Source organism: Pleurocapsa minor HA4230-MV1, from assembly GCA_019359095.1.
GTDB classification, from domain to species: Bacteria; Cyanobacteriota; Cyanobacteriia; order Cyanobacteriales; family Xenococcaceae; genus Waterburya; species Waterburya minor.
The window spans coordinates 1-21,790 of the sequence record JAHHHZ010000033.1 but is presented as its reverse complement, the minus strand read 5'-3'; the positions used below and the strand labels follow the sequence as shown (position 1 = coordinate 21,790).

The 21,790-nt window shown below is 37.8% G+C and carries 20 protein-coding genes and 1 tRNA gene; 10 read left to right on the top strand and 11 right to left on the bottom strand.

Annotated features, from left to right (window positions below; genetic code table 11):
* Positions 1 to 12 precede the first annotated feature (12 nt).
* Both KME09_22775 and KME09_22770 read right to left on the bottom strand, forming a co-directional pair.
* Complete coding sequence (locus KME09_22775) at positions 13 to 303, bottom strand: hypothetical protein (protein ID MBW4536759.1); 291 nt, start codon at positions 301 to 303, stop codon at positions 13 to 15.
* Positions 304 to 545: 242 nt separating this feature from the next.
* A complete protein-coding gene (locus KME09_22770) occupies positions 546 to 1,445 on the bottom strand; it encodes a LysR family transcriptional regulator (protein ID MBW4536758.1) in 900 nt (299 codons plus the stop codon).
* Between the two features lie 104 nt (positions 1,446 to 1,549).
* On the opposite strand from KME09_22770, the gene KME09_22765 reads away from it, so the two are divergent.
* Positions 1,550 to 2,254 (top strand): pirin family protein, encoded by a 705-nt coding sequence (locus tag KME09_22765; protein MBW4536757.1) that lies wholly within the window; start codon positions 1,550 to 1,552, stop codon positions 2,252 to 2,254.
* Positions 2,255 to 2,321: 67 nt separating this feature from the next.
* Here the strand turns inward: KME09_22765 and KME09_22760 are convergent, their stop codons facing one another.
* Entirely contained in the window at positions 2,322 to 3,224 is a 903-nt protein-coding gene (locus KME09_22760) for a tetratricopeptide repeat protein (GenBank protein MBW4536756.1), read from the bottom strand.
* 116 nt (positions 3,225 to 3,340) lie between these two features.
* The gene (locus KME09_22755) at positions 3,341 to 4,390 is read right to left on the bottom strand and encodes a response regulator (GenBank protein ID MBW4536755.1); all 1,050 of its coding nucleotides are present in this window, start codon (positions 4,388 to 4,390) and stop codon (positions 3,341 to 3,343) included.
* Positions 4,391 to 4,625: 235 nt separating this feature from the next.
* Here KME09_22755 and tilS point away from each other — a divergent pair, with 235 nt between their 5' ends.
* Together tilS and KME09_22745 are read left to right on the top strand one after the other, a co-directional pair.
* Positions 4,626 to 5,597 (top strand): tRNA lysidine(34) synthetase TilS, encoded by a 972-nt coding sequence (gene tilS / locus KME09_22750; protein ID MBW4536754.1) that lies wholly within the window; start codon positions 4,626 to 4,628, stop codon positions 5,595 to 5,597.
* A 315-nt stretch (positions 5,598 to 5,912) separates the two neighbouring features.
* Positions 5,913 to 6,932, top strand: coding sequence for a polysaccharide deacetylase family protein (locus KME09_22745; protein ID MBW4536753.1), 1,020 nt, complete (start codon positions 5,913 to 5,915; stop codon positions 6,930 to 6,932).
* A 216-nt stretch (positions 6,933 to 7,148) separates the two neighbouring features.
* Here KME09_22745 and KME09_22740 read toward each other — a convergent pair whose 3' ends face one another.
* A complete protein-coding gene (locus KME09_22740) occupies positions 7,149 to 8,216 on the bottom strand; it encodes a hypothetical protein (protein ID MBW4536752.1) in 1,068 nt (355 codons plus the stop codon).
* Between the two features lie 793 nt (positions 8,217 to 9,009).
* Between KME09_22740 and rpoD the strand changes: the two genes are divergently transcribed.
* Complete coding sequence (gene rpoD, locus KME09_22735; protein ID MBW4536751.1) at positions 9,010 to 10,131, top strand: RNA polymerase sigma factor RpoD; 1,122 nt, start codon at positions 9,010 to 9,012, stop codon at positions 10,129 to 10,131.
* A gap of 101 nt (positions 10,132 to 10,232) precedes the next feature.
* On the opposite strand, the gene KME09_22730 is transcribed toward rpoD, so the two are convergent.
* A complete protein-coding gene (locus KME09_22730; protein ID MBW4536750.1) occupies positions 10,233 to 10,637 on the bottom strand; it encodes a nuclease A inhibitor family protein in 405 nt (134 codons plus the stop codon).
* A gap of 224 nt (positions 10,638 to 10,861) precedes the next feature.
* On the bottom strand, positions 10,862 to 11,710 hold the full coding sequence (locus KME09_22725; GenBank protein ID MBW4536749.1) for an alpha/beta hydrolase: 849 nt from the start codon (positions 11,708 to 11,710) through the stop codon (positions 10,862 to 10,864).
* A gap of 353 nt (positions 11,711 to 12,063) precedes the next feature.
* Here KME09_22725 and KME09_22720 point away from each other — a divergent pair, with 353 nt between their 5' ends.
* From KME09_22720 to KME09_22700, 5 genes are all read left to right on the top strand, one after another.
* Positions 12,064 to 12,735 carry a Fe2+-dependent dioxygenase gene (locus KME09_22720; GenBank protein ID MBW4536748.1) on the top strand — a complete coding sequence of 224 codons (672 nt, stop codon included), beginning with the start codon at positions 12,064 to 12,066 and terminating at the stop codon, positions 12,733 to 12,735.
* Between the two features lie 96 nt (positions 12,736 to 12,831).
* A tRNA-Pro gene (locus tag KME09_22715) sits at positions 12,832 to 12,905 on the top strand.
* Positions 12,906 to 13,066: 161 nt separating this feature from the next.
* Entirely contained in the window at positions 13,067 to 14,266 is a 1,200-nt protein-coding gene (locus tag KME09_22710) for a site-specific integrase (GenBank protein ID MBW4536747.1), read from the top strand.
* 184 nt (positions 14,267 to 14,450) lie between these two features.
* Positions 14,451 to 14,738, top strand: a complete 288-nt coding sequence (locus tag KME09_22705; GenBank protein MBW4536746.1) for a DUF433 domain-containing protein — start codon at positions 14,451 to 14,453, stop codon at positions 14,736 to 14,738.
* 2 nt (positions 14,739 to 14,740) lie between these two features.
* The gene (locus KME09_22700; GenBank protein ID MBW4536745.1) at positions 14,741 to 15,109 is read left to right on the top strand and encodes a DUF5615 family PIN-like protein; all 369 of its coding nucleotides are present in this window, start codon (positions 14,741 to 14,743) and stop codon (positions 15,107 to 15,109) included.
* Positions 15,110 to 15,217: 108 nt separating this feature from the next.
* Here KME09_22700 and dnaB read toward each other — a convergent pair whose 3' ends face one another.
* The 3 genes from dnaB to KME09_22685 all read right to left on the bottom strand — a co-directional run bounded on the left by dnaB (position 15,218) and on the right by KME09_22685 (position 17,950).
* Positions 15,218 to 16,573 (bottom strand): replicative DNA helicase, encoded by a 1,356-nt coding sequence (gene dnaB / locus KME09_22695; GenBank protein ID MBW4536744.1) that lies wholly within the window; start codon positions 16,571 to 16,573, stop codon positions 15,218 to 15,220.
* Positions 16,570 to 17,574: a helix-turn-helix domain-containing protein gene (locus KME09_22690; protein MBW4536743.1), complete on the bottom strand. Its 1,005-nt coding sequence runs from the start codon at positions 17,572 to 17,574 to the stop codon at positions 16,570 to 16,572. Before KME09_22690 ends, dnaB begins: the two co-directional genes overlap by 4 nt.
* Before the next feature lie 79 nt (positions 17,575 to 17,653).
* Entirely contained in the window at positions 17,654 to 17,950 is a 297-nt protein-coding gene (locus tag KME09_22685) for a hypothetical protein (protein MBW4536742.1), read from the bottom strand.
* Positions 17,951 to 18,342: 392 nt separating this feature from the next.
* Here KME09_22685 and KME09_22680 point away from each other — a divergent pair, with 392 nt between their 5' ends.
* Entirely contained in the window at positions 18,343 to 19,920 is a 1,578-nt protein-coding gene (locus KME09_22680; GenBank protein ID MBW4536741.1) for a pentapeptide repeat-containing protein, read from the top strand.
* A gap of 372 nt (positions 19,921 to 20,292) precedes the next feature.
* Here KME09_22680 and KME09_22675 read toward each other — a convergent pair.
* Positions 20,293 to 21,790, bottom strand: a 1,498-nt coding sequence (locus KME09_22675) for a type IV secretion system DNA-binding domain-containing protein (GenBank protein ID MBW4536740.1), incomplete at its 5' end; no start/stop codon positions are given.

The window sequence follows — 21,790 nt, the reverse complement described above, 5'->3', positions numbered from 1 at the left end:
AAATATTAGAAGTTAAAATTTACCACTTTTTAAAATCCAGCCAAAAACAGTACTAGCTGTTCCAGTAATTATAATTATGGCGATTTGTCGCCAGTTTTTTAGTTCTCCAACTTTTTCGGCTAAGTCAGGAATTTTATCAATAGCTTTTTGTTGGGTAGATAATTTTTCCTTTATGTTCTCTTGATTAGTTTTTAAAACTACTACATCCGTTTTGATGTCAGATACCTCTTTTTTCAAGTCTTTAACATCAGACTTGATTTCCAATAGTATTTCTTTTAATTCTGTTTCTATATTTGTAGTCATTTCTGGATCACGCTTAAATTGTGAATTTAAAATTTATATATATATTGAGGTTTTCGACAACTTGAGATATTTTTTTTGGTGAGTTGTTAGCCTCACTAAACGTCATGACACAAAACACTCAAGCAGACTATCTTTATTTTGCCTTAAGATTGTGACCTTGAACAACAGCGACGCTAATCTTTTAGATTGGGTAAAACAAAGTGAAACCCAACATTGGCATATTTTTGCTCGCGATCTCCCAGCTAATCGCTATTATCATTGCCAAATCTTTGTCTAAAAAACTCGACAAATAATTTTATTTTGGTATTCAAGTGTCGATTTAAAGGATAAATAAGACAAAGCGCGATCGCTGGTGGTTGATAATCTGGTAAAACGATCGCCAGTGTTTTTAGTTTTAATTCTGGTTCAATCATAAAAGTAGGTAACAAAGCTATCCCCAAACCTTGTAAGACTGAATCTTTTAAGACTTCGCCGTTATTTGAACAAAGCACTCCCTTAACTGTTACCTGATATTTTTGAGCGCCATTATTTAATTGCCATTGGTTTCCTGTAACTATCTGTCCGTAATGCAGACAAGAATGTTGTGATAATTCAGTAGGATGACTCGGAACACCACGTTTTTTTAGATACCCAGGAGAAGCACACAGAACTCTGGCCACAGGTGAAATCTCCTGACAAACTAAACTAGGAGATGTTTCTGGTTGAGCGATTCTAATAGTTAAATCGTATCCCTCAGCGATGGGATCGATAAAGCGATCGTCTAGGGTTAACTGTACCTGTAATTCTGGATATTGAGCGATGAATTGGGCGATCGCCTTACCTAGATATAATGTGCCAAAAGACATTGGTGCATTGATTTTCAGAGTTCCTTTGGGTTCAGTTTGTAGCTCAGATACCGCCTCCTCTGCTGCTGAAACTTCCTCTAAGATATTCAGACATCGTTCGTAAAAAGCTAATCCTGTCGGTGTCGGCTTAACCTGGCGAGTACTCCTTTGTAGCAACTGTACCTTTAATTCATTTTCTAAGTTAATCACTAACTTGTTAACTGTCGATCGCGAGACTCCCATCTTTCTCGCCGCAGCGGCAAATCCTCCTGACTGTACCACCTGAGCAAAGGCTTCCATGCTGGCAAACTTATCCATAGATTGTAGATAATATCGATACAATATGTCTATTAAATACTATATTGTCTTTTATTTTAAGCTGATCTATCATAAATATATTGAACACCAGGAGGTAAAATCAAATGATTACCATTCGTCCTCAAGATCAAAGAGGTGTTGCTAAGTTCAATTGGTTAGATAGCAGACATAGCTTTTCTTTTGGCAATTATTATGACCCACAACATATGGGGTTTGCGAGTTTACGGGTAATTAATGAAGACAAAATTATTCCCGCTGAAGGTTTTGGTACTCATGGACATCAAGACATGGAGATTATCACCTGTGTGTTATCGGGTGAATTAGAACATCGAGACAGTATGGGCAATGGCTCAGTAATTCGTCCAGGAGATGTTCAACGGATGTCTGCGGGTACGGGAGTTAAACACAGTGAATTTAATGCCTCGGCAACAGCACCAGTTCATCTATTGCAAATTTGGATTTTGCCAGAGGAACGAGGATTAGAGCCTAGCTATGAAGAAAAAAACTTTAGTTCAGAGTTGAAACAAGGGCAACTAACCCTTTTAGGCTCACGAGATGGCAGAAACAACTCCGTTACGATCCATCAAGACGTAAATCTTTACTTGGGTTCGTTAACGAAGAGCGATCGCCTTACCTATCAAATCAAAGACAATCGAGGGATTTGGCTACAGGTGGCTAAAGGCGAAGTCAAACTCAACGAGCGGTTACTACAGGCGGGAGATGGTGCTGCTATAACTGATGAAACAGAAATTGCGATCGCTGCAAATAATGCCGATGCTGAATTCTTGCTATTTGATCTGGCAATGTGAGAAATGAACAGTAATTAGTAATTACTGATTACTAATTACTAATTACTAATCACCAACGCCGAAAAATCTATTGAGGGATAGGAACACCTTGGTTTTGCGCAGGTAATTCTTCTGGATTAGCTGGTTTGTTATTGGAAACAATTTTTTTAATCTGAGGATTGTTGAGAAACTCGCGAGTGTCTTCAATTAACTGTTCTCCCCAGAGATTCTCCTGGAGAAACTTAATGTCAGCATAACGACTATCGAGTTTTAAAGCTGCTTTCCCTAACTTAATAGCCTCATCAACTTTACCTTCGGCAAACAAGGCTACTGCCAAGGCTAACTTAGGTTCTGCCTGTTTTCCATCAACCTTAATAACCGATTCCCACCTAGAAATTGCCTCATTGCGATCGCCTTGTTCATATTCTACTAGTCCAACATTATTCAATGCTGGCCAGAAAGTCGCCTCCATTTGGAAAGCTTCTTCATAAGCCTCAATTGCCTCATCAAACATAGCTAATTTGAGATAAGTATTGCCTAAACTAAACAAAGCGTCAGGAGACTCATTTTTGATGGCTAATCCAGCTTCAAACTTTTCTTGTGCTGTTTCATAATCTCCTTTCTGAAAATAAGCTTCGCCTAATCTGAATAAAATTCCTTCTTGTTCAGGAGCTAGACTTTGAGCTTTTTCTAGGGTTTTAATTCCTTTATCGATTTTTTCTTGCTGGACATAAAGACTGCCAAGAATAAACCAAACATCATAATTTGCTGGAGCGAGTTGAGTGGCTAATTCTGCTCTTGGTAAGGCTAAGTCATATTGTTGGAAGCGAATTAACTGTACCGCATCTTGCAGTAGTTGTAATCCTTGTAATTCAAGTTTTTCTGAATCTAATTTAGGGACATAAGGCAATACGGCTTGCCCTGTTGCAGGTAAAGATAAACTAGAAATACCAGCACAAGTTATCAGAGAAATTAACCAGTTTTTAGACACAACACCGTCTCTACTTTAAAATTTAAATAATTAATACTCACAAGTTACTGCATTGTCTTACTGAACGGCAAATTTTCTGACCATTTTCTGAATTGGTACCGAATTTTCAAGCAAATTTATCGATCTGAACCCAGGATACTACTGCTCAAATCAGATTGAATTGTCACATTATTAGTATAAACTTGCTTCACCCCATCAACTTCCTTGGCAAGATTTTCCATCTGCCTTAAGAGAGTGGCATTGGCAATAGTTCCAAATAAAACGATCGCATCATCTTTTTGAGCAACATAAACTGAAGAAATCTGACTCAACTTAGAATCTTGTGCATAAGCTTTAGCAACTCTTTGAGCGATCCCATTGAGACTAAACTCCCCGTATAAGCCAACTCTTTCTAGGGGAATAACGGTTGATTCTAAATTTTTTTCCAGATTATTGGTTTGTAGTTGAAGATCATTAGTTTTGCGATCGAGTCTTAAGACAGACAATACTAGTAAGGGAAGAGATATTAACCACAGCAAAGATATTAGCCACAGATATTTTTGGTAACGAGCAAGATGTTGCTTGATTTTGGGTAATTCTGATTGATTATCGTCAAGACTCTGACGTAACTTACCAATCTCTTCTTGCTGCTGACGAGAGACAAGTTTTAGATTAGAAAGGGATTTTTGGGGTGTGGCAGTAGATATCGTGGTGCTATTACCTGATTGATAGGCAGCAAGGGAACTCTCGAGTTTGCTGATCACAACACCTGAATCGGTAGTAATTAACAATTTGTCTAATAGTCCAGGCGAAATTTGAGTATAGCCCTTATTTACATTCCGAATCACCCCTGCTAAATCTTGAGTGTCAACATTTTTTAAGAGATAGCCCTTTGCCCCCATTGCCAATGATTTTGAGATGTATTCATCATTGTCAGAGGAAGTGTGCATCAAAACTTTGGTCTGCACAAATCGACTAGTAATTTGTTTTGTGGCACTAGCCCCATCTAAACCAGGCATTTCCATATTCATGATCACAATGTCAGGATGAAGCATCTCCACTTGTTTAATTGCGGCAATACCATTATTAGCCGTACCGACAATTTCGATATCAGTTTCCATTTCTAGCGAAACTTTCAAGGTTTCCCTGACCATTTTTTGATCGTCAACTAATAAAACACGAATCATATTAAAAAGTAATCTAAAAAGTTACAAAATAACATTACTACTAGTGGAGAATCTTCTCAGTATTTTTTCTGACTAGCAACCACACATACATAATTACCTATGGTTCTTTTTGATGTAAATTCCTTTACTCAATCTTTATGCCAGTGTCAAGCTGCTATGTGACCAACACCAAATAACTTGATGTGTCGGAAATTACTTAAGATAATTACCATAATTTTTAAATCTTACCTGCTGTATGTCTCAGATTTATTGGACAACCCTCCATACGAAATTACATAAAACCTTACTTCAGCGATCGCTTTTACCCCCTGAAGCCAAGATTTTAGTTGCCGTGTCTGGAGGACAAGATTCCCTCTGTTTAGGCAAATTACTCTTGGATTTACGCTCTAAGTGGCATTGGCAGTTGGCGATCGCTCATTGCGATCATCAGTGGTCAACAGATGTTGGTATAGCCGAGAGAGTAAGTCAGGTGGCGCAAAGCTGGGAATTACCTTTCTATCTTAAAATTGCCCACAATCTCCAAGAAACTGAAGCAGCAGCTAGAAAATGGCGTTATCAAGCTTTGAGCGAAATTGCCCAATCACAAAAGTTTGAATATATTGTTACAGGGCATACAAAAAGCGATCGCGCCGAGACTTTACTTTATAACTTAATTCGTGGTGCTGGGGCAAATGGATTAGCTGCTTTAACTTGGCAACGTTCCTTAACTCCAGAAATTTCTTTGATTCGTCCTATTTTAGAGGTATGTCGTCAAGAAACCCAAGAATTTTGTGTTCAGTTTGATTTACCCGTCTGGTTTGATGTAGTTAATCAAAGCGATCGCTATGCTCGCAATCGAATTCGTGGGGAGCTAATTCCCTATCTACAACAGCGTTTTAATCCTCAAGTAGAAAACTCTCTGGCACAAACCGCAGAGATTTTAAGAGCCGATTTGGCACATTTGGAAAATACCGCCAATCAACTACTCCAAGAGGCAGCTAATGGCGATCGCTTAAATCGATCATCTCTACAGCCTGCACCCTTAGCTATTCAGCGTCGAGCTATCCGTCAATTCTTACCTCGCGTTATGTCTCGACAACCAAATTTTGAGCAAATTGAAGCAGTGGTTAATTTAATCTCCGCTCCTAATAAAAGCCGTACTTCTACTCTTCCAGGAGGTGCGATCGCCGAAGTTTCAGGCGAATGGATTATTTTTAGCCATCAATAATAATATGATTACGACCTGTACAATCTTGTTACTTAAGCAATAATTTAACCGCTCATTTTAAATCTATATTATTTAGTTTAATTATGATATTATTTCATAGTTAAAACTCATTTACAAAGCTAATTTTATACATTTGTTCTGCAAATATCAAGTTTGTTTTGTACTCATATTGCTATGCAATAATTTTAGACAACAAAATCTATTGTTTAAAAAAGTTATTTTGATCGAGTATTTTTAAAAAAAATATATATCTAAGCTACTACTAATAAATAGTATTTAGATAAGCTTTATTATCATATATTTTAAATTTAAAATATGAATATATTATCTCCAGGAACTCTAGTTATTTCTCTTGACTTAGAGCTTTATTGGGGAATGCGAGACGTTATTTCTCTCGATGATTATCAAAAGCATTTAGTAGGAGTTCGTCAAGCTATACCCGCTATTTTAGAACTATTTAAAAAATATAAAATTCACGCTACTTGGGCTACTGTTGGGTTTCTTTATTATGCTGATATTGAAGAATTACAAGAAAATATCCCAGCGCAACTACCCAGTTATGATCGATCGCAACTCGATCCTTATCAATACATCAATACTTTAAAAAAAGAAGATAATCAACAGCTGCATTTTTGTCCAGATTTAATCGAATTAGTTAAACAATATGCAGGACAAGAAATTGGCACTCATACTTTTTCTCACTATTACTGTTTAGAAACAGGACAAACTCAGGCACAATTTAAAGCAGATCTTCATGCAGCGATCGCCATTGCCGAAAAAGCTAACTTAAGCACAACCAGCTTAGTATTTCCGCGCAATCAATATAATCAAGCTTATTTAGCAGCGATTATAGACTGCGGGATCAATTGTTATCGAGGCAACGAAACTAGCTCAATTTATCATGACGAAAGGGGAGACGGCGATCGACCTCGTAAGCGAATTTTGCGCCTGCTTGATGCATATATTAATTTGACTGGTCACAATTGCCAGTCTTGGTCAGATTTGCGCTCTACCTATCCGATCAATATTCCTGCTAGCCGTTTTCTGCGTCCCTATTCCGCCAAGCTTAAGTATCTAGATGGTCTACGTCTACGTCGCATCACTTCAGGGTTAAAGTATGCTGCTAATCATGGACTGGTATATCATCTATGGTGGCATCCCCACAACTTTGGCGTCAATCTAGCAGAAAATCTGAACTTTTTAGAGAAAATTCTTCAGTCATACCAGAAGCTAAATACTCAAGACAAAATGCAATCTCTAAACATGGGCGAGATTGCTAAACTTTGTTTAAACCCACAAAAGCAAGTATCTAAAGTATTAACTACTGATTACTGATTACTAATTACTAATTACTAATTACTAATTATTTGCGACGCGAAGCTAGTCCTTTAGGGCGAAGCTTATCCTTTAGGACTAATTACCGATCAACTGGTGGGCATTATCTTAGGCGCTCAGTCTTTATTCTGATTATTGGCGATGCACTAAAGCACTAGCTTCGCGTCGCCCACCCTACATTGTTCACTGTTCACTCATTGTTCATTGCTCATTGTTCTAGTCGTCCATTTGCCAAGGCTGAGTAATGTTACTTTCGTCTAAAATCTTTTTCGGACGTAGAATTAGCACTAGTTGACCGATGATTGGTTCTTCTGGTGCAGTTTCAAACCAGCGCAGCTCTAATTTATCTTCTATTTCAACGACAAAATAGCTGTTAACATCCCAGGCACGATTTGCTCGGTCTAGGATAACTAAAACTTCTTCTACATTTCCGCCAAGATACTTAGGCAAAAGATTACTAGGACAAAGATAACCTACAGGATCTTCGGCTTTTAGCACTACTTGCCAACCAGGAATTGGCACATAAGCACCGCCTTTAGCTTTAATCTGACTAAATGACTTTTGAATTTCTACTTGTTCGACAGTGGAGATTGCTTGGCTACCCAGAGGATAAGAGCCAGCTAAGGGAACTATCCTTGGCAATTCTTCCTCTAGTTCTAGTCGATATAAAGGAAGTAATGGTTCGGAAACTGAGTTAACTATAGTAAAGTCGCTCAATAACTTTTCGATCGCCGATCTTGCAGTAGAAGAGTAAGCAAATTTTAAGCCTTGAGCAATTAAACGCGATCGCTGTTGTAGATCTTTTTGAGCTTTGGCGCGTTTCCAAGCTAAATATGCGACCCAATCTCCAGGGTGATTAGTAAAAGCTTCTGGTAACTGAGACATGCGCGAAACGTCTTTGATTGCCTTTGAGATTAAGATCGCTCCATCGATGTCGATCCGTTTATCGTAGGCTAGTAAGCTAGCATCTACCCGCTGTTCCTGGTTAAGTACGCGAAATTCATACAGGACATCACTACGAGGCCCTCTAAAGTAGTCTAGAATTTCAGGCGCAACCTCTGCCTTAACTAAATTATCAAACACCTGAGAAGCAACAATTACTAGATTCTGCTGACTGTTTTGAAACCCCGTATCTTCAAAAATCCTTTGAGTGCTGTAGCCTGCTTTTTGTAACTGCTGACATCCTTGTCCCCACTCGACCCAACTTCCTTCTTTATGCAGCAGCGATCGCATTAACTCCTGAGCTTCTGCTTCTGACATCTTAACCTGACTATCTTGTGACATCTTTTTCCCTGCTTCTTTGCTATTATTTCTTACCTAGATCCTTATGATAGTGACTTAGAGGATGAGTCACTTTATATCCCATCCGACTCCATTAAGTTAGGGTTTCTTATGATCGTGTCGGGAATGCCATCAGCGACAATTTTACCTTGATTCAGCATGATTAGGCGATCGCTTCGCCGATATTTATACATAATTATGTTTACTCAAAACCTTGGGGTAATTTCTTAAGCAATTGTACTTATCTGGTATGTGTTCAAAGCTTTTTCGGCAAAAAAATAAGCTCGATCAATTTTTACTTTATATTTCGTAATAAGAATTTTTGATTGTGCTTTACAATCCTGCCAAAGGGCAATACATCAGATTATTTAGAAAACATAACTTTTGCTGATTGAAGTTTTAGAGAGTAGTTTTTTAATGCTCAAAATCAATTCGTGTTTTTTTTGGTTAAATTGCTTACAATGCCAGAGGAGCTGGATTTAAAAGAAACTTTGTCTTCTCTTTAAAAGATTTAGGGAAATATGCTCAAATTTCTGACCAATCTTTACCAAACTTATAGCAATCGAAGCTAAAATCGAGAAGCAATTGCAAATTTCTAGTTGATACTACTCAGTAGGCAATTAATTTCATTTGAGGTTTAATGGAATAGCATCAATTATTTCACCAAGAAGGTAACCTTCCATAATTTCAAGAGCGGTAAAAGTGTAATTAGACACATAGTTAAGCTCGGCTTAACTAAACTTAACTAAAACGACTATATATTATTTTTTCACTGAAGGAGCAAGAGGAAAACGGCATGACCCAAGCTAATCAAGTCCTAGCAACGATCGCCAATCCTGGAAACGATTGGGAGAGCCTAATCGATGAAGATAGCAGCAAGAATCAAGATAGCATCGAGCTAAAATCAGCAGCTAAAGGGAAAAAGAAACCAGCTAGTACTACAAAACGTGCTGAACGCGGTAGAAAGAAACCGTACACTGAAGATTCTATTCGTATTTATCTACAAGAAATTGGTCGCATCCGACTGCTAAGAGCAGAAGAAGAAATTGAGCTAGCACGTCAGATTGCCGACTTATTAGAACTAGAAAGACTAAAAGATAGTCTCGAAGATGGTCTAGGTAGAGAAGCTACCGAGGAAGAATGGGCAAGAGAAGTAGACATGGAATACCGTAAATTCCGCCGTCGCTTGTTTATTGGTCGCCGAGCGAAAGATAAAATGGTACAGTCCAACCTACGTTTGGTAGTATCGATCGCCAAAAAATATATGAACCGTGGCTTATCTTTTCAGGATTTGATTCAAGAAGGTTCTCTTGGTCTAATCAGAGCCGCAGAAAAATTCGATCACGAAAAAGGATATAAATTCTCTACTTATGCCACTTGGTGGATTAGACAGGCAATTACCAGAGCGATCGCCGATCAATCTCGCACCATCCGTCTTCCTGTTCATCTTTATGAAACCATCTCTCGCATTAAAAAAACTACTAAATTACTTTCTCAAGAAAGAGGACGCAAACCTACAGAAGAAGAAATTGCTACTCGCATGGAAATGACCATTGAGAAGCTCAGATTTATCGCTAAATCAGCTCAATTACCTATTTCCTTAGAAACACCCATTGGTAAAGAAGAAGACTCTCGTTTGGGCGATTTTATCGAGGCTGATGGCGAAACCCCAGAAGACCAGGTGTCCAAAAGCCTACTAAGAGAGGATTTAGAAAGCGTATTAGATACTCTTAGTCCTCGTGAACGCGATGTTCTACGTCTGCGCTATGGTTTAGATGATGGTCGCATGAAAACATTAGAGGAAATCGGCCAGATTTTTAATGTTACTCGCGAGCGTATCCGCCAAATTGAGGCTAAAGCCTTACGTAAACTGCGTCACCCCAACCGCAACAGTATATTAAAAGAATACATCCGTTAAACCAATAAAATAATCTACCTTTAGATAGAAACTAACAAGAAAAAAAGGGATCGGCATTGACTGTCAGATCCCTTTTTAATAGCGCAATTTAATTAGGTTCATTAAGTTGCAACTATTCGAGTGGCCAATCCAGCGATCGCCATCTGCGGAGTTGTACCTAAAATATAGGCATCAATTTCAATATCTCCCAGCAAATATACTTTGATATTTGTGAGATTATTTGCCATTAAATTGACTAGAGTTTGGTATCTCAGCACTTGAGCTTGTTCGGCTTCGTTGTGCCAAGTCTCCTGTTTAGTGGCAACAGCAAAAAAAGCAGAAAATTCTGGCATCGCTACTTTGGTGTCAGGAGGATAATCGTGCTGCTGTAATAAGGTATCCAGAGTAAAATTAGCTGCATCATGCCAATAGACAACTTGAATCGGGTATTCTGCTTCACTAAACCAGAGTAGATCTGTGGTTGCTGACTCTAATTGTTTAATTAATTCTCGATCTGGATCAGTCATACGCAATGAGCAATGAGTCCTAAAGGATATGCGAAGCGGTATGGTTTACCATTAGCTCGCAAGCTCGCGTCACAATGAGCAATGAGCAGTGAACAATGTAGGGTGGGCGACGCGAAGCTAGTGCTTTAGTGCATCGCCAATAATCAGAATAAAGACCGATCGCTTAAGATAATGCCCACCAGTTGATCAGTAATTAGTAATCAGTAATCAGTAATCAGTAATTATTAAGCCACTGCACTGCTAACCTGCAAAAATTCTTTAATTGTCTTGAGATAAGCTGGCTTGTCTTCCAACATGGGAAAATGTGAGGTTTCTGGTAGTTCTACATACTCAATCTTGTTGTTTAAAGCGGCTGCTTGTCTACCCATGCTGGCAGGAATAATAATATCTTTTTCTCCTGAAACCATTAAAGTAGGTACTGTTAGTTTGGCGAATTCTTGAGGCATGATTTCTACCGCTTCTTTACTGACGGAAGTATAGATTGTGCCTACCGCAGCTGCATAATCAGCTAAAAGAAAATCGGCTAAAAATGCCTGGCGATCGCTTTTATCAATTGGACGATGTAAAAACCGTGCCATAAACATTCTGTCGGCAAAGGGAAATTTTAAAAACCAATTGTAGCGAAACTTGACTACATAGCCACCAAACTTATGAAAAGCTGCAAAAGCTAAGGCATCGTATTCAAAAATACCGTTACAGGTGAGAATTGCCTGTTGCACTTTTTCACGATAGCGGTTGAGGAAAAATGTAGCAACTGATGCTCCCATTGAATGAGCATTGAGATAGACTCGATTGAGGTTTAAAGCATCTAACAGCAAAGCTAAATCATCGGCATAATCTTCCATCTTATAGCCCAAATTAGGGGCATTCTGTGGTATGGGAGAACGACCAAAGCCTCGCAGATCATAGAGTAGACAATCAAAGTCATCGGCGATCGCTTCTGCGGTGCTGCGCCAATATTTTGCCGATCCTCCCCAACCATGGACAAATACCATGACTGGTTTATGAGCATTCTCTGAACGACGAATCCACTCGTAATAATGATCTACTCCACGAACATCAACTGTAGGCATACTGATTGCAGATAAATTTACTTTTCTACTGTTTAGTTTATTCTGTAGGGAAATCTAGATCTGGAGTTGTTTCAATTGTTTTAAGATCTTGGTTAAATAATGCAACATGTTGTTGTGTAATACTATTTCTCAATTACTTGGCTAAATTTCTTGAAAATTTTCTCTAAAATTCAAAGTTTGGAGAACTATCATAAAGGGCTTGACAATCCCACGTTTCCGCAGCGGTAGCTATCCGAAAAGTAAGTTTTAATTCACATTGGATGTATTTAATCATATTTAATCTTTTCTAAGATGCTTAATCGCTGTTTTCCTCAGTTTCCCCAAAACTAAGAACTAAACACGTACAACACATCATGATTTTCTCGATTAATCAAATACTATCTCCCGATCAGTTAACAGAGATTCAACAAGTCTTATCAAAAGCCGAATTTATAGATGGAAAACTGACAGCAGGTTGGCACGCTAAATTAGTTAAGCATAATCAGCAATTAAAAGTAGGAACATCTGAAAAAGAGCTTAAAACCAAAATTCGCGCTGCTTTGAACCACAATGCCTTATTTCAATCGGCGATTCGTCCTAAGTCAATTCATTCCCTGTTATTTAGTCGCTACAGCCAGGGAATGTCTTATGATACCCATGTTGATAATGCCCTGATGAATAACCAATCTGGGTTATGTCGATCTGATGTTTCTTTTACCCTGTTTCTTAATTCCCCTCAAGAATATACAGGGGGAGAATTAACCATTGAAGGTGTGCAAGAAGAACAAAGCTATAAACTAGATGCAGGTTCAGCAATTGTTTATCCTTCTACTACGTTGCATCGGGTAAACCCTGTGACTCAGGGAACAAGATTAGTTGCAGTAGGTTGGGTACAAAGCATAATTCGCGATAGCAGCGATCGCGAGCTTCTTTTCGATCTAGAAACGGCGCGTCGGGCGATCTTTGCTAAATCTGGTAAAACTCCAGAATTTGATTTGATCTCTAAAAGTATTGCTAATTTACTGCGTAAGTGGGCGCAAGTGTAAAGAGAAAATTCCCTCAGCGATCGCGTTTTATCCCTTTCACCAAAATACTTGCGCAAAACAACGGAAACCTCGTATACTTTAATACGTGCTTAATCACGGGGCGTAGCGCAGCTTGGTAGCGTACCACTTTGGGGTAGTGGGGGTCATGGGTTCAAATCCCGTCGCTCCGATACATTTAAAACCTTCTCATCGAGAGGGTTTTGTCGTTTTTAGAGACATTTTGAAACCCTTGTTCATTCTCAATAAGCGACGTATTTTGGTTATTTTTCAGGGTGTTTTAAGTTAAAATTGGTAGAAAATTGGTAGACGAATTTTCGCCCTTAAACTCCTCATGGATCAGAGTAAACAAGATATTGTTGGTAGCCAAAGTGGTAGACAGAAAAAGAAGGCGAAAGGAACAGTTAAGATTGAATCTGATAAAGGCTGGCTTAGATTAAGATTCACTTATGCTGGCAAAAGACGTGCTTTTGCCCTTGGTTTACTAGACACTAGCATCAATCGCAAATTTGCCGAACAGAGAGCAAGACAAATCGAGCTAGATATTCTTTCAAATAATTTTGATACCACTCTACAGAAATATAAACCTCTAAAAATCAAGGAACAGATGGCAGCAGATCTGCTAACTGTGGAAGAGTTAATTGCAAGATTTATTGAATACAAATCTAAGCTTGTATCCTCGCCTCGTTCTCTAGAAAAATATCAAACTGTCTTGACTCATTTAAAGTCTTTCAATTTAAAAGACAAAAATACTGCTGACTCTTTAGCCAATCAATCTGCTAGTAATTTCAAGCTAGATTATTCAGAGCAATTTTACCAATATCTATCAGGAAAACTAGCACCAGTGACTTTGAAGCAGTCTATAGTCTGGCTATCTGCCTGTTGGCAATGGGGAACAGAGCAAGAAATAGTTGAATCTGATCCTTGGAAGCCTCTAATTAAGAGAATTAAAGTTCCACCCAAACAAATGCCCAGCCCCTTTGCATCAGAAGAGATTAAAGCGATTATTCAAGGATTTGAGCAAGATAAATATTATTCGCACTACGTCGAGTTTGTTGAATTCTTATTTGGTACGGGTTGCAGAACAGGAGAAGCTATTGGCTTGTGCTGGAAACATCTTAATGAAGACTGTTCTACGGTTTGGATAGGCGAGAGTTTAAGTAGAGGTACCAGAAAAGCAATTAAAACCAATAGAGCTAGAACAATTACCCTTACACCTCGATTGAGATCGCTCTTGCTTTCAATGAAGCATAAGAGTTTTGATTTAGAACAACCTGTTTTTAGATCTTCTAAAGGTAATCCTATTGATGACCATAATTTTAGAAATCGAGCTTGGAAATCGATTTTATCTAAAGTAGGTGTGAAATACAGAAAGCCTTATAATACCCGTCACACGCTTATTAGTCATGCGCTAAATCAAGGAATGAACCCAGTTGAAGTAGCTCAACTGACTGGACATGATGTTCAAACACTGTATGAAAATTATGCGGGAAATGTGAATAGTCGTCCGAGACTTCCAGAAATTTTCAGATAACTTTGTTGTCTATATTTGATATGGTCTTCGCTAATTTTTCTAGCCGTCGGTCGGATGAAGCGCGCAGGTTACAGGGCTAAAGCGTATCGAGATTATTCCGAAGGCAGTAATCCAAATCATTAGCGCAAAGCAATCTCAAATTCAAAGATATAATTAATAAGTAAAACCTGTGAATTATAAAGAAATGACAGCTACAGTTAATATTAATAGGTTAATTGTATCAACTCCAGATGTTTGTGGAGGAAGACCAAGAATTGATGGCTCTCGTATTACTGTTCAATACGTGATTAATGAGATTAAAGCTGGCGTTACTCCAGAAGAAATTTTAGAAGACAAACCTCATCTGACGCTGGCCGCAATATATACAGCCATAGCATACTATTATGACAACAAAAATTCTTTAGATGCTGAGTTTGCTATTTACAATCAAGAGTGTAATCAACTCACAGCGGAGTATACAACAGGAAATTAGTAGTGAGTAAAATTTGTCTTTATCTTGATGAAGATACAATTAAAGGCGCATTAGTTAAAGCTTTACTTAATGCCGATTTAGATGTCATTACAGTGATTGATGCTCGAATGTTGGGACGTTCAGATGAAGAACAACTAATCTGGTCAACTAAACAAAAACGGGTAATTTATAGTTTCAACATAGGCGACTTTTGTAAATTACATCGAGACTATATGATTCAAGGAAAAACTCATACAGGAATTATTCTTGCACCTCAGCAGCAATATGCAATTGGTCAGCAATTAACTGGATTACTAAAGTTAGTAGCTGCTAATTCTGCCGAAGATATGATAAATCAATTGATATTTTTAAATTCTTATGTAAAAAATTAGCTTCTTCAAGCATATTTGGATAGGTTTAATTTCATAGAAAAAGAAACTCATCGAGCCTGATTGCTTCGCAAGATGAGTCAATATAACAAAACGATTTCATTTACTCAATTAAGCAAATTCTTTAAGAGAGCGAATCATCCCAGAAGATTTATCAAACAAAACCTCTACCGTTCCTGTATCCCCATGTCTGGCTTTAGCCAAAATCAATTCTAAAATTCCAGGTTGAGAAGTAGCTGAATCGTAATATTCATCGCGATAAGCAAAGATAATATTATCCGCCACCATCTCCAGAATGCCCGACTGAGAAAGATCCGACATCATCGGACGCTTGTTTTGTCTGCCTTCTACTCCTCGATTGACTTGAGATAGAGCCAAAACTGGTACTGACAATTCTCCTGCCAGTTGATACAACCCTCTACCCACATCACCCAGTTCATAACTGCGATTGCCACCATTGTCAGATGCCATCATTTGTAAATAATCTACAATCACCAAACCTAGTTTGCCCTCTCTGGCTTTGACTTGACGAGCCTCAGAAGCAATTCCCGCTACATTGATTCCCCGATTATCATTCATGTATAGAGGCAGATCTACAGCAACCTTTACAATCTTGGCGATGCTCTCCACCTCCTTTTCTGCCAGATAAGACAATCCCGCTCGATGTTTTCGTATGCGATCGCCGTTGATCGGAGTTAAATTTGAATGGTGATCGCAATATAAACGACTTATTAAACCCCAAAGTCGATATTCCATTTGCTTTTTAGTCATTTCCAGAGAAAATATAACCACAGGTAATTGATGGTGAATTATCTGTTGCAAACCGAGATAAAGAGCGATTGCACTTTTGCCCATTGATGGTCTAGCAGCCAAGATTGTCATACTTCCAGGCTCAAGTCCCATAATTAGTCGATCCAGTTCTTGAATTCCTGTGGGATAGATCGGACTGTTTTGTTCAAGTTGATTAAAAGCAGACATAGCAATCTCACTATTATGCTCTGTGCCAGATTTTGTCCTTTGTTGAGTAACGCTAAATATCTCTTGCTCCGAATCATTCAAGAGCTTTTCTAGTTCAAGCGTAGAATCATAGCCTAGATCGACGATCTTATGACCAGCTTCAATTACTCTTCTTCGATAAAATTTATCCATCACTAAATCGACATAGCGATCGATGTTCACTGCCGAAATAGTACGGTTCAACAATTGAGCCAATTTAGCTGTTCCTCCTACTTTGTCTAACCTGTCTCTATCTGCCAGATAGGTACTAACAGCCATAAAATCCGTAGGATTGCCTTGATGATAAAGTTTCAAGGCAGTCTGATATATTTCTTGATGAGCCGAAACATAGAAAGCAGAAGGAAGCAGGGAAGCTTCGACCTGAGAAATCGCTTTAGGATCGAATAATATTGCGCCTAAAATTGCCTCTTCTGCTTCAATATTGGCGGGAGGTAAATTTGGTTCTTTCATGCCATACCTCCTTGAATTGATTCGGGAGCAAATAGGCTTTTCATTCTCAGGTTACGTAAATGTTCGCAGCTTTCAGAGACGTATCTTCCGAACGTTTTGGCTGTTGGTTTAGATTGACTTTTTAGTTGGTCGATTCTTTTAATTTTGTTGTCAGGACTATCCAATAGCCGATTGAATTCTGATGTGAATACTTCAACTTCATTACCAGTTTTTGTATGATCTGTTTTTTCTTGGTTTAACTGCTTCTGATGGTTAGCGATCGCTCTTTGTTTTGCTGAATCAGGAACTGAAGTTGAATCAGAGTTAGGTTTACGAACTTTGTTCTCCTTTTGGTACTTCAGGTAATAAACTTCCCAGCGATTTTGCCCAGCTTTGGTTTGACTGGCTAACCAAGCTTCAATATCTTGTATTGGCTGCCTAAAGTTTTTAGTCGTTTCTTTCACAAACTTCAAATAATTCTCCCTCTCACTTTCGGAGAGAGAGTCTTTAAAGTCTAGATAAGTCTTAGAGATCTTAGGAGTCTGAAACCTTTGCTCTGAGATGGTTTCAGGTGATGATGGCGACACTGATGTCGCTGAAGTGTCACCAGTGTCGTCTAAGCGATCCTGATGTCGTCCAAACGATCCTATTGTCGCCGAGGCGATCTTGTTGTCATCCGATAATTTTGACATATTTCTTGTGGACTCATCGCTAATCTCAGAGAAACAACCGTTGTCAGACGACAACTTAGATTTCATTCGATACTTGAATTTACTAATTACAAGTTCAATTAAGCTCACTTGTTGCAGCTTAACTAGAGCGCGTTGAACAGTGCGACGGCTGATTTCTAAATCTTCAGCGATTTTTTGAGTATCAGCTTCGATGAATTTTTCTCCAAAAGGATCATTGGTTTTCAACCATAGATAGACAGAAAGCTCTGACTGAGTAAGAATTTGATTGAGTTTAAGGAATTCTTGATGCTGGAGTGGATAAAACTTGCCTTGAACTTTTTTATTAGACATGATGTAGAAAAATGATGTGAAGAATCAGTACCCCTTGAAATAATTCAAAAGGCACTGTGTTTATTTGGAAAATGAAAAATTATCTAGATTTACGATTACGTTTCTTTTGTTGATTGGAGAGCAGAGAGGCTAAATATATCTCTATCGCTCGTTGATGAACCAAAGGCTGAGAAATATTGGCAAACCAATCTCGCAATAGTCCTTCGTGATATCGAATAGTGCGTGAATTCAAATACTGAAAATGAATCCCTAAAGTCCAATACCTTTGACGGTAAACTTTTAAAGTGTGAGTTGAAATTCCCAATAACTTGGCAGCAGTACCCTTGTTTATCCAATTGCTATTGGCAACTGTTTCCAGCGCTGTATGAATTGTCATGTTGTTCTCCTTGTTGGTGATGCGCCGAGATACAAACCACATGACTCTCTTAAAAATAGCTGTTCAACAAGCTAGGTAATATTTCACTACGTTCGAGTAAAATATAGGTAGCACAGCGAAAGCTGTCTAATAGAGAGTCGAGCATTGAAGGGCATTTTTACTTTCGACGGTAAACCCTATTTCTCTCGGCTCTTTTTATTTGGTTGTTTGTTTTCAAATTGTTGAATCTTGTTTCAAGATACCACATTTTTTATTAAAAAAAATACAAAAAAATGTGATAACACCTAAAAATATAGTTAAAACCTAAAACTTACTCTGACATATAATGTTACTGTTATAATGACGATTGCTTAAAAAAATATTGCTTAAGTTAACATTTGCTCTGCAAGACAGTGACCAATACTTCTGAAATCCCATCTAATAATCTTTTAGGAGAATTAATCAAAAAAATTAGGTCAATAAATAATTTGACTCAGGGTAAGTTCGGTAAAATTTTTGAGCCTTCAGTTACTCAGTCAACAGTAGCTCGTTGGGAAAAAGGTGAGCAGAATCCTGACAGAATACATTTTCTAAAAATCGCCTCATTGCTTGATTTATCTTTTGAAGAATTTATTGAATTTATTGAGCAACCAATATCTAAAATTGAAGATTTAAATATAGAAAATAAAACTCTCACTTACAACGAACGCCATTTATCAATGCTCAAAAAAGGAGCTAGAGCTTGGAATAGTTGGCGAAAGAAACATCCAGATGTTATTCCTCAGTTATCTGGTATTTGTTTGATAAAAGGAGAATTTGATAATTTAGATGGGTATAATTTAGACCATGCTAATTTAGCTGGTTTTAGGGGTGTATTTATATCAATACAACATGCAAGCCTTATTGAAGCCAACATGGAAAAAGCAGAGCTTGAAGGAGGTTCTTTTATTGGTTCAAATTTTTCAGGAGCTAATTTAAAGAAGATTAATATTCAATATACTCGTTTTGATCGAGCTATTTTTAGAGAAACCAATTTATATAAAGCTTGCATTTTAGATTCAGATTTCAAAGAAGTAAGTTTTGAAAAAGCTTGCATGGAGCAAATTGTATTTGATCGAGTTGATCTTTCTGGAGCAAATTTAAAGCAAGTAGATTTAGAATCTGCAAAATTTACTAAAGTACAATTGAGAGAAGCCAATTTAAACCAAGCCTCTTTGAAAAAAGCTGTTTTTGATACCTGTTCTGTTTATGGCTCTACTTTTTTAGAAACTAATTTAGAAGACATAATAACTGAAAAAGTATTTATTTCACCTCAAGGATTTGAAGGAATTACCGTACAAGATCTCGTCTTGGCACAATTTACTTGTTTAAAACTTTATCATCCTCTTTCGACACAAAAGTTTGTTGATTCTTATAATATTGAGCATGATTTTGTGAAATATGCTCAACTTTTAGTAAATAGATATGGAAGATATAAGTACAAGAAAAAGAGTGGTTCTTTTGCTTTTTTCAAATGCAATAAAATCAACCTGATCGATATACTTGTCGACATAGAAAAAATTGACAGCAATTTGTATGAGGTTTATATTAAAAGGTATAATAATCAAAAATCTGAAAGAGTTTTGGTCATTAGAAATAATGCAATTGAAAGCTTTTTCTCTTCCCAAGATCTTATTATACTCAAACGGATATTTCAGTATACTAGAAAAGAACAGCAGGATAGATTCGAGCGAGCAATGTCAATAGCTCAAAAAATCCTTGATATAACCAAAGAGAATAAATTTGTTGATGAAAAATATATAATTAAAAATAACAATGATGAGGAAATAATTATTTGTCAAATAACTGCAATTCTATTTGAATCTAATCATATAGAAGAAGAAATAGCTAGAGGAAAAATAGTTAATAATAGGTTTGAGATGATTAGATCTTCTTTAAGTAAAGATCAACTTGTAAATCTTCAAAACATTTTGATAAATCTTATCATGTAGATAAATGCTTTTTATTCAGAATTTTAAAAATTCTGTTTTAGCTTTTCTAGAACCTTTGCTAACTCTTTAAGTTTTTGATGCTTATCATCTGAAAATTTTTAATGTAACAAACTCATTGTAAATAATTTTCTTTGGTTGCTTAACCTGTAATTAGGGTAACTTTAACCGCAATGTATGCGGAAAATAAAGTGTAATTAATTAAAGTCTTAAATTTTCCTGTTAAACATAATTCTAGTAATTTGCTGTTGGCACTACTCTCTTGTTCTATTTAATTATTTTAAGCTAGTCGGCGAAGCGAATCGGGCGTGGGAAGAGATCTAGAATCTTAGCATTCCCTGTGCGAGCCATCGCAGCCCGACGACTGGCAACTATCTAATCCTCCAAATCTCGCCACTGATCTTGAATATTGTGATCTGTAGATGAATTTGGTAACGAAACAAACCTTCTGGCACGAGCAGCAAATTTCTTAGGCTTGAGCTTAACAGGAGCGCAATCTTGAGCAATCTTGAGATAGCCATAAAGGTCGCGGAGGTTAGCCAATTCATCAGGCATCACAGCATAACTCTCTCGTAACTGTTCATTAAAGCTATCTGTTCGACTATTACCGCTGCTACCAGAACGACGAGAGCGACTATGATTCTCTGCCGTGTAGCGAAATTCTTGCTTACCGATAATCTTCGCCATAGTTTCTGCTGTCTGAGGGTCGGCACAATTTAAAATTAACTTAGTCTTTGTTCCCTGTAAAATAATCCGAGTATGTTGCTGTCCATACTTAGCATTAATTTGAGCCTCGGTTTGAGTACCCAAAATCGGACATCCTCCATATTTACGACTTTCACTGAGTAAGCGATGGAGACTAGGTAACTGATTCAATGCTCCTAACTCATCGATAATAATTGCCGTCTTTCTAGCTCGATCTTCGTTGGATAGCAAACCTTGGAGCATCAACTCAAAAATTAAACTATGAAGAGGTTTAAGCAGTTCCGACTCGTCTTCTCTGAGGGTAACAAAAATCCAGCAGGGACTATCGCTCCTTCCCCAGTCATAAAAACTTAGAGCTTGATTGTGAGGCTGAGTCAAACAGGCGTAGAACTGACAGTAGTTGGCAGCAGTAGACAGTACAGAAGTGGCTGTTCTTTCTTCTGCTAAATATCTAGCAGCTAAAGTTCCTGAGATGAATGAGCTTAATGTTTGATTATCGCTGATTAGTAACGACCACAACTCTTGATTACTTTTAGTTTGGCGAAACAACTCTGCCATTACTGCCCTGCCAGCATTAGAGAAAAAAGGCTCTGTTGCAGATGACTGGGGAATTAAACCTGCTGCCATAGTTTCAGGTCTGGCTTGTTCGTGAACATGGCTCCAGTGAAGACTACGAGCATCAAAGGGATTGAAAATGAAGTCTCTTTGGGGATTGTAGAATTTCTCTAACATCTCGCCATTGCGGTCGAAGACGATGGCACGAAAATCTTTTCTTTTTCGGAGAATAGCGGTCATTTGGCTAATAGCCTGAGTTTTACCAGTTCCAGGAGAACCAAACATAAAGAAACCACGATCTTCTAGCTTTTTGGGAATAGGTAGACCGACAATTTCTAATTGAGGCTTATATTTTGATTTTGGTTCTTTTTTGAGTTTGGCTTTGAGCTGACGAGTAGGTATAACCTTCGCTCCTCGCACCACACTTTGATTGTGACGGTGGAGTTTGTTGTTGGGCTTTAATAGTAAATATACAGTGATCGAAGCAGCGATGAAGCTGCCAGAGATTAGTTTTAAATAGCCAAATCTAGTCACCAGCTTTTCTAGCACATAGGGCAAAATCATCACTGGATGTTCGATGAGAAACAAAGCAACCTCTGTATTCTCCATTCCC

What these genes read in the sequence shown, in the direction of transcription:
- KME09_22710 (MBW4536747.1), top strand. Translation starts at nt 13,067, where the DNA reads ATGGATCAGAGTAAACAAGATATTGTTGGTAGCCAAAGTGGTAGACAG.
- KME09_22705 (MBW4536746.1), top strand. Translation starts at nt 14,451, where the DNA reads ATGACAGCTACAGTTAATATTAATAGGTTAATTGTATCAACTCCAGAT.
- KME09_22740 (MBW4536752.1), bottom strand. Translation starts at nt 8,216, where the DNA reads ATGTCACAAGATAGTCAGGTTAAGATGTCAGAAGCAGAAGCTCAGGAG.
- rpoD (MBW4536751.1), top strand. Translation starts at nt 9,010, where the DNA reads ATGACCCAAGCTAATCAAGTCCTAGCAACGATCGCCAATCCTGGAAAC.
- KME09_22775 (MBW4536759.1), bottom strand. Translation starts at nt 303, where the DNA reads ATGACTACAAATATAGAAACAGAATTAAAAGAAATACTATTGGAAATC.
- KME09_22755 (MBW4536755.1), bottom strand. Translation starts at nt 4,390, where the DNA reads ATGATTCGTGTTTTATTAGTTGACGATCAAAAAATGGTCAGGGAAACC.
- KME09_22730 (MBW4536750.1), bottom strand. Translation starts at nt 10,637, where the DNA reads ATGACTGATCCAGATCGAGAATTAATTAAACAATTAGAGTCAGCAACC.
- KME09_22745 (MBW4536753.1), top strand. Translation starts at nt 5,913, where the DNA reads ATGAATATATTATCTCCAGGAACTCTAGTTATTTCTCTTGACTTAGAG.
- KME09_22770 (MBW4536758.1), bottom strand. Translation starts at nt 1,445, where the DNA reads ATGGATAAGTTTGCCAGCATGGAAGCCTTTGCTCAGGTGGTACAGTCA.
- KME09_22765 (MBW4536757.1), top strand. Translation starts at nt 1,550, where the DNA reads ATGATTACCATTCGTCCTCAAGATCAAAGAGGTGTTGCTAAGTTCAAT.
- KME09_22685 (MBW4536742.1), bottom strand. Translation starts at nt 17,950, where the DNA reads ATGACAATTCATACAGCGCTGGAAACAGTTGCCAATAGCAATTGGATA.
- KME09_22690 (MBW4536743.1), bottom strand. Translation starts at nt 17,574, where the DNA reads ATGTCTAATAAAAAAGTTCAAGGCAAGTTTTATCCACTCCAGCATCAA.
- tilS (MBW4536754.1), top strand. Translation starts at nt 4,626, where the DNA reads ATGTCTCAGATTTATTGGACAACCCTCCATACGAAATTACATAAAACC.
- KME09_22725 (MBW4536749.1), bottom strand. Translation starts at nt 11,710, where the DNA reads ATGCCTACAGTTGATGTTCGTGGAGTAGATCATTATTACGAGTGGATT.
- dnaB (MBW4536744.1), bottom strand. Translation starts at nt 16,573, where the DNA reads ATGAAAGAACCAAATTTACCTCCCGCCAATATTGAAGCAGAAGAGGCA.
- KME09_22720 (MBW4536748.1), top strand. Translation starts at nt 12,064, where the DNA reads ATGATTTTCTCGATTAATCAAATACTATCTCCCGATCAGTTAACAGAG.